The organism is Erwinia sp. 009765445 (genome assembly GCF_058137865.1).
Genome location: NZ_JBYUWC010000039.1, coordinates 1 through 6,918, shown reverse-complemented (window position 1 = coordinate 6,918; position 6,918 = coordinate 1). Strand labels below are relative to the sequence as shown.

Here is a 6,918-nt window from a genome sequence, read left to right as displayed (position 1 = left end):
ACCACGGGAATATATACGCAGGAAGTTATCGCAACCGTAAGAGAGAAAAGACGTCTGGATATATAGGGTCAAATCCAATCCCTCAGATGATTTCGGCGATGCAGGAGTCTGTTCCGCTAATTTCAAAGCAATTAGAAAAGGCCAGAATCGAAGCTGATGAGTGGCGCATTCAGCGTGAGCGGGAACATGCTATATATCTGGAAAAGGAGCGAATAAGGCAGGAAGAAAAAGCGTACAGCGCCAGTCGTACCGAGCTGAAATCCATTATGGTTCAGTGGACTGAAGACAAACAGCTGGAACAGTTTTTTCACGAGGCAGAGTTAGACGCAGCAATGCTTGATGAGCAGCAGAAGATACAGGTCATAGAGCGCCTGCAACTAGCCCGTCAGTTCCTGTCTGAGGATACAGCGATTGAGCGATTGTTAAAGTGGGAAACGCCAGAAGAGCGGTTAAACAAAGGATGAGTCTATTTCCTCGTCATATTAGTAAAATTCAGTGTTCGGTGCAAATACATGCAAGATTGGCTGACTGGTAGCCAAGCTAGGAACAGCATAAACTGCTAAGCCTGATGGTTAACTAATCAGCCGGTGTACCGTATTACCTTTTGTACCAGTAAGATGTTAACTTTTCTCTTTAAGATTTAGCCAAGTGCTGATAAGGAACAGGGCCATAGATCCTGATAAGTTTACGGCTAGTTCTGCATGTCTTGGATATGGCTTCGTTGATGATCTATTCTTTCCGTGAGCATCACCTAGTTTATTGCGAAGAGTACCTAATCCATTTACAACTGCGGAACAACCGCCAAGAATCTGTTTGAAAATACTCTCAGTATGTTGGTCGGCCGATAAATTAAGTTCTTTTGATAGTATTTTATAAAGCTCTGACATTTCTATGTTTTTATTATTGTACGCCACTCCCATATCATCCAGAATGTGTTTGCAAACGGTTTCTATAAGTGTCCTTGCAGATGTTATTGCTCCATCTGGATCTGTATGGCGTCGTTCTAGCGCTTTCGCCCAAACAGTATGGACACTATCCTCATCAAATCTCCTTAACACATTAGAAATGTCTTCATCCGCTGGGGTTTTATTTTTTCCTTCTAAATAGTCTAAGAGGGGCTGAAAAGCTTTATAAATGATTTCTCTGCGAGGATCATACTTTTCGGTTTTTTTTATATATCCCCAAAATTCTTTTAAGGAGCGGTTAGTTCTTACAAAATCAGGTAAGAGTTGTAGCAATGATTGATTTTGTAGGAAATAAGCTCTTAGAAGTACATAATCAGAATTAGCCTCATCTTGGGCACCAGTAGCTCTTGCGATCATTATATTTTGGAGCGCTTCTGCGCGTTCTAGGTCGTTTTGCAGAGTATCTATAATATTCATTTCAATTTTTTAACCAATCAGATGGAAATTTCTAAATCTATAATGCAACCCAGCGTATAGCTAGCTCTCCTAGGCGGAAGGCAGTCCAAGCTTATCGAAGAATGCCCGGTTACGCTCTTTGGCCGCTTTCACTAACTGGTCAAAACTAATCACTTCTATATAGGCATGAGAAGGTTCGTTGTAACCGAAATAGCCCATTCCATCAGATGTGATCCGTAAGTTGGCTCGACGACAGCGCCGATGCATAGATTCAGTGAGGTCACAAAGTACATAACAATAACCTGGTATATCATTATTGCCCGGAATAGGGCGACCGGATTTTGTAGTGACTTTTCCCTCACGTATCCGCTCTAAATAGCTGAGCGCTTGATCAATAGGGTCTTTATCTTCGCCTTCTCGCATATCATTACGCATGGGGCGTTTAATTTCGATAACAGTAATAGCAGCAAGTGGGAAGCTGCTCTGGTCGTTAACAAGAAGTGGATTATCAAACACTCTCAGGCTGAGCAAGTCTGGCTCTTTGGTTGAGTCATTGCCAGTGATTGGCATTGAGTTGAGCGTTTTATCAGAAGACAAATAATTATGAAATGCCAAGCGTTCATCGATCAACCAAAGGTTACAAGAGTCTAGGAAAACCTCGGCTGAATCTTTGCGCATAGGCATGATTAGCTCGTGAATCATATCTTCACGGGCGTACTTTCCATCTTCTAGCCGCTCGATAGATTTTTGTAGCAGGTCGATAATTACCTTGCGATGAGAAATATAATTGGCAAGGTCTGATTTTTTAAGGTCTCCAGCTTTGCGTAAGTACTCACCTAGCCGTTCCTTGTATTCCTCTACATGTTCCTTATTCTGAGGCTGCATGATGTCATGGCCTTCGCTCACTAACTGACGTTCCACCTCATACCACTGAGCGTGCAGGTGTAGCTCCAGCTCTTTATCTGATTTTTCAGGGTCAACGATCAGTAATTCTTCTGCAACATAATTGGCAATGGGGCGATAGCGTGGCGCATGAGTGTTGATGAAATCATCTACTCGTCTGCGACCAGCCGACACATTTTCTGTCAGGACATCTTGCAGATACTCTTTAGTACGCGTTAATACAGCTTCCCGAATATCTTTAAAGCTCACTTCGTTGAGTATGTCTTCAACATCTTCTGCAATATCAAAAGAAATACGTTCACTGCGAACGTGTTGATTAAGGTAGTCGGAAGATACATAGCAGGTATAAGTGAATTCACCGGAAGCGTCTGAAATTTTTCCGTACAGGCCGGGAAGTTTTCCATGAATAGATTCTTCTTTAACCAGTCGATTGGCTGCGCAGAGTGCCAATTGATGTTTTTTATTAACGGATGCACGAAACTTGATATGGGTTAAGTCGAATTGGTAATCACGAATTGTAATGGTTTCGAGAAATGCGCTGGCATGCATATGCTCTTCAAGCAAATGGTCAAGGTCAAAAACCTCGTCCGTGTCCTCTAGAAGTATCTTGGGTGCGCTTCCCTGTCGCACAAAATACCAGAGCACATGTTCGAGCAACTGATTTGCTATGGACTGGCCTTTTGCAGGAACCTGCTTTCGAAAGCTTTCATCATAATCAACCAGCTTGATAAGAGTGCCTGGCTTTTGAGATGTAGCCTCTACAACCTTTTCACCATGGACTCCTGATTTATCGTTGAAGCGAAATACGCGCTTTTTAAGCTTACCATCAACATCGAAAAAGTGGCTTTCCACTTCGACCAGAGCAAAGACTTTCAGCCACATCAGGCGACCAACCCCCCGGCACCCCTTGTCAATCTTATGGTCCGAATCGAGAGTTTTAAATGACTTAAAGTTAGCCTCGTCAAAACCGCAGCCATTATCGGTGATGGTAAAACTGACGATTGGAGGCTGGGACTTTGTGTCTAGATCCAGACTGCCTTGAGAAGCGCGATTGATGCGGAGAACAATCTTTCCTTCGGAGGCATTATCCATTTCTTCAATAGAATGAATGGAGTTTACTACTGCCTCAAATACTGGCATTAGGCCATGACTTTTCGGCAGCGAGGTATTTCGTAGACGCCCTTTTAAATTTGTTTGTAAACTCACGGCGCAGCCTCCCTTTTTAGCCAAGAAACTCGTGCAGCTACTCTATAGGTAAGATGCTAAATGATACCACGACTTACTGATTTACATATCATTTTATGGGTTGTGTAAGCACACCTGTTTTAGTTCCACGCACTTTTTGAGACTTCCGGGTTTTGATACACGGGGAAGGTCACGGGGCATGGCTTTCGTCACATGATGAGTACGATTTTGCATGAGGAAGGGTTCAATACGGCGTGGATTGAAACTCAGCTTGCGCATATGGATAAGAATGCGATTCGTGAGATGTACAACCATGCGTTGTATCTGGAAGGTAGGAGGGAGATGATGCAGTGGTATGCGGATTATATTGGTAATATTGAAAAGTCTAGACTCACAAATGTGTCATAGGTAACTTTTAAGACTGGAAATACGGCTTTTAAGTGTCACTAAATTAAATATTTGATTGGAAGAGAGGATGAATAAATTATCAATATTGGACGATTAAAGCCTGGTGATTTCAGGCTTTTGACCTGCTCCCCGTTGATTAGTACACCCCGATGTTAGTAATGTCTTCATAAGCCACATGAGGACATCCCCATGAAGAAGCGTTTTTCCGACCAACAGATCATCAGTATTCTCCGCGAGGCTGAAGCCGGGCTACCGTGTCCGTCAGATAATGAAGACCCTGATGCTGGTTGCGAAGCGCCCAGGACGTCATCACTATCCACGTGGTGATAAACCGCCTGTAGTGGCGGCTAATCTGTTGAATCGACAGTTTAATCCAGAGACATTAAATACCTGGTGGTCAGGTGATATCACCTATCTCCGGACAGCTCAGGGCTGGTTATATCTGGCTATAGTGATGAACTTATGTTCAAGAAAAATAGTGAGTTGGGCCTTCTCGGACAAACCGGACAGCGCCCTGACTATCCGGGCATTACGACTGGCGGTTAATAAACGACGGCCAACAGGCCCAGTCGTATTTCATAGCGATCAAGGTGCTCAGTATACCAGCGCCCAGTTCCAGTCCTGCCAGAAGGAACTTGATGTGACGGGCAGTATGAGCCGCAAGCAACTGTGTTATCGGATCTTCCCTGATGCTTGAGGTTGGCACATTCTTTTACTTGATAATGAAATCGCGCATCATGTAATTGTATGTACGGTGATCTGGTCAAATTTTCTTATAGGGTATCAGCCATGAATGAACTCAGTATCGTTAGTGGTAAATTACAATTGTTGTCCATCATCGGTGATCCGATAGCCCAGGTCAGCGCTCCGCTCATGATTAATGCTGCTCTTCAGGCAAAAAATATCCCCGACACTTTGATGGTCCCTTTCCACGTAAACCCTGGCGACCTGCAAAATGCTGTCAATGGCCTGAGATATATTCAAAATTTCCGTGGGGGCATTATAACAATGCCTCATAAGAAACAGACTCTTTCGCTCCTTGATTCAGCAAGTGATGCAGCCAGGGCTACCGGAGGGTGCAACGTAATCAGGAGAGATACCAACGGAATGTTACATGGCGATATGCTTGATGGTGAAGGATTCGCATTGAGCCTTTTGACGCGAGATATCAATGTCGAAGGCAAAAAAGTTTATCTGGCAGGGACTGGCGGTGCCGGTTGTGCGATTGCTTATGCCATGGCCGCCCGGCAGGTTAAAGAATTGATTATCTATAACCGGACAATGGATAAATCAACTGAACTGATAAAAAAGCTGTCATTCCGGTATCCCGACGTTAATATTTATGCGGGTAGCAACGTTCCTGAACAGGTTGATATTGCTATTAATGCTACATCTGTGGGGATGGGGGAAAACAAAAGTCTTCCATTCTCTTTAGATAAACTGGGGAGCACGACAACCGTTTGTGACATTGTAATTTTCCCAGAGAAAACACCTCTTCTCAGGCTGGCAGAACAGCATAACCTCTCCATTCACACAGGAAGATCCATGCTTGCAGCTCAGATTGAGCTTATGCTTGATTTTATACTTCATAAGGACAGCTAACTTATCGGAGAAGCTCTTTGTTTGTCGAATGAAGTGTTCCACTGCTGGTTATCCCTTACCATAGCGTTCAGGATTGTGATTAATTTGCGTGTGCAGGCGACCAGTGCAAGCTTTTTAGCTTTACCACCGGAAAGCAGATGCAGATAAAATTCCTTTATAATGGGGTTAAACCGCGTCGCTGTAAGCGCAGCCATGTAGAGGGTCGCCCTTACTGTACCTCGACCACCAAAGGTTGTTCGCTTGCCTCGCATTTTGCCGGAATCCCGGTTGAAGGGTGCTACTCCCGTAAGAGCACTTATTTCCCGACGGGTGAGTTTGCCAAGTTCAGGCAATTCCGCAAGTAAAGTCGCAATTGTCGCCTCACCCACACCTTTCACACTGGCAAGCAGGTCAGCCTGATGACGGAAATGTGCTTTAACGTATTGATTCATTTGCTGAGTGATGCGCCTGAGCTCTCTTTCCAGAACATCAATAATGATACCAATACTTTCCCGGCTCCCGGGATGAGAAGGATAAAGCCTGTTTCGTTCAGCAACCAGCATCTGATTCAACTGACGACGTCGCACAACAATTGCTGTAAGTTCCTGACGTGTAATTTCTGGTAAAGGCTTAATAAAGCGGGCTCGTTCAGGGCTGCGGTCAATAACCTGCGCAAGTTGAGCTAATACGCTGGCATCGAGCCTGTCAGTTTTAGCCAGATATCCCATTGAACGAGCAAAATCGCGTGCCTGGCGAGGATTGATAACAACAACATTGTATCCCTTTGTCTGAAGGTAATATGCTACTCCTGACTCCAGACCACCTATTGCCTCCATTAGTATAAGTGAGACGTTAATTTCATCGAGTTTTTGTACTAAGAGGTCGAAACCTTGCTGAGCGTTGTTGACAGTAAACGCAGGCAATGAACCTGCTCCAGAAATATCTAAAGAAAGCTTCGCTACATCAATACCAATCACATGCTGAACTGGCTGACTCATATTACCCCTCCTTACGATACGAATTTAATTCATTCAACTGTACGGGCTTTACTTGAGTGGCTCAGTCCATGCGCGGGTTGCTTGCGGTCGGGCTTAAAGCCCTCGGGTAAATACGTGCTGCATGGACCTTGCCAAATCCAACATTTTCTATCCTATACCACCAGAAACATATAAGGGTAACTGTCTGGATAATGCCGTTACGGAGAGGTTCTTCCGCAGCCTGAAAGCAGAGAGAGTTAACTACCGTCGCTATGAAACCCGAAGTCAGGGTATTGCAGACATTATCGATTATATCGACAGTTTTTATAATCTGAAGCGTCGGCATTACCGGCTGGGCAATATATCGCCGAATGAATATGAACGCCGATTACAACAATGTGCCTAAATCTGTGTCCGGTTTTTGTTGACCATATATGGACGCCCCGGGTGTTACAAGTACTGGTTCGATACGGTTTGCGACCATATATCCGGCGTCGTTAGTG

General features: G+C 44.4%; 6 protein-coding genes and 2 pseudogenes. 5 read left to right on the top strand and 3 right to left on the bottom strand.

Annotation, left to right across the window (positions count from 1 at the left end):
- Positions 1 to 464: pseudogene (locus AC3Y5R_RS23925) on the top strand (hypothetical protein); the annotation flags it as partial.
- A 156-nt stretch (positions 465 to 620) separates the two neighbouring features.
- On the opposite strand, the gene AC3Y5R_RS23920 reads toward AC3Y5R_RS23925, so the two are convergent.
- Together AC3Y5R_RS23920 and AC3Y5R_RS23915 are read right to left on the bottom strand one after the other, a co-directional pair.
- Positions 621 to 1,382: an abortive infection family protein gene (locus AC3Y5R_RS23920; protein ID WP_489923392.1), complete on the bottom strand. Its 762-nt coding sequence runs from the start codon at positions 1,380 to 1,382 to the stop codon at positions 621 to 623.
- Positions 1,383 to 1,451: 69 nt separating this feature from the next.
- Complete coding sequence (locus tag AC3Y5R_RS23915; RefSeq protein WP_489923391.1) at positions 1,452 to 3,470, bottom strand: ATP-binding protein; 2,019 nt, start codon at positions 3,468 to 3,470, stop codon at positions 1,452 to 1,454.
- A gap of 156 nt (positions 3,471 to 3,626) precedes the next feature.
- Here AC3Y5R_RS23915 and AC3Y5R_RS23910 point away from each other — a divergent pair.
- The 3 genes and pseudogenes from AC3Y5R_RS23910 to AC3Y5R_RS23900 form a co-directional block, all read left to right on the top strand.
- Positions 3,627 to 3,857 (top strand): annotated as a pseudogene (locus AC3Y5R_RS23910) (tyrosine-type recombinase/integrase); the annotation flags it as partial.
- A gap of 280 nt (positions 3,858 to 4,137) precedes the next feature.
- Positions 4,138 to 4,554: a DDE-type integrase/transposase/recombinase gene (locus tag AC3Y5R_RS23905; RefSeq protein ID WP_489923390.1), complete on the top strand. Its 417-nt coding sequence runs from the start codon at positions 4,138 to 4,140 to the stop codon at positions 4,552 to 4,554.
- Between the two features lie 92 nt (positions 4,555 to 4,646).
- Positions 4,647 to 5,459 carry a shikimate dehydrogenase family protein gene (locus AC3Y5R_RS23900; RefSeq protein ID WP_489923389.1) on the top strand — a complete coding sequence of 271 codons (813 nt, stop codon included), beginning with the start codon at positions 4,647 to 4,649 and terminating at the stop codon, positions 5,457 to 5,459.
- Here the strand turns inward: AC3Y5R_RS23900 and AC3Y5R_RS23895 are convergent.
- Positions 5,456 to 6,436 carry an IS110 family transposase gene (locus tag AC3Y5R_RS23895; protein ID WP_489923388.1) on the bottom strand — a complete coding sequence of 327 codons (981 nt, stop codon included), beginning with the start codon at positions 6,434 to 6,436 and terminating at the stop codon, positions 5,456 to 5,458. The two genes, AC3Y5R_RS23900 and AC3Y5R_RS23895, sit on opposite strands and share 4 nt — an antisense overlap.
- Before the next feature lie 121 nt (positions 6,437 to 6,557).
- On the opposite strand from AC3Y5R_RS23895, the gene AC3Y5R_RS23890 reads away from it, so the two are divergent.
- Positions 6,558 to 6,821: an IS3 family transposase gene (locus tag AC3Y5R_RS23890; protein WP_489923387.1), complete on the top strand. Its 264-nt coding sequence runs from the start codon at positions 6,558 to 6,560 to the stop codon at positions 6,819 to 6,821.
- Positions 6,822 to 6,918: the final 97 nt, after the last annotated feature.

Excerpts from the sequence above, each read along its gene's own strand:
- AC3Y5R_RS23920 (WP_489923392.1), bottom strand. The coding sequence starts at position 1,382 with ATGAATATTATAGATACTCTGCAAAACGACCTAGAACGCGCAGAAGCG.
- AC3Y5R_RS23905 (WP_489923390.1), top strand. The coding sequence starts at position 4,138 with ATGCTGGTTGCGAAGCGCCCAGGACGTCATCACTATCCACGTGGTGAT.
- AC3Y5R_RS23900 (WP_489923389.1), top strand. The coding sequence starts at position 4,647 with ATGAATGAACTCAGTATCGTTAGTGGTAAATTACAATTGTTGTCCATC.
- AC3Y5R_RS23895 (WP_489923388.1), bottom strand. The coding sequence starts at position 6,436 with ATGAGTCAGCCAGTTCAGCATGTGATTGGTATTGATGTAGCGAAGCTT.
- AC3Y5R_RS23890 (WP_489923387.1), top strand. The coding sequence starts at position 6,558 with ATGGACCTTGCCAAATCCAACATTTTCTATCCTATACCACCAGAAACA.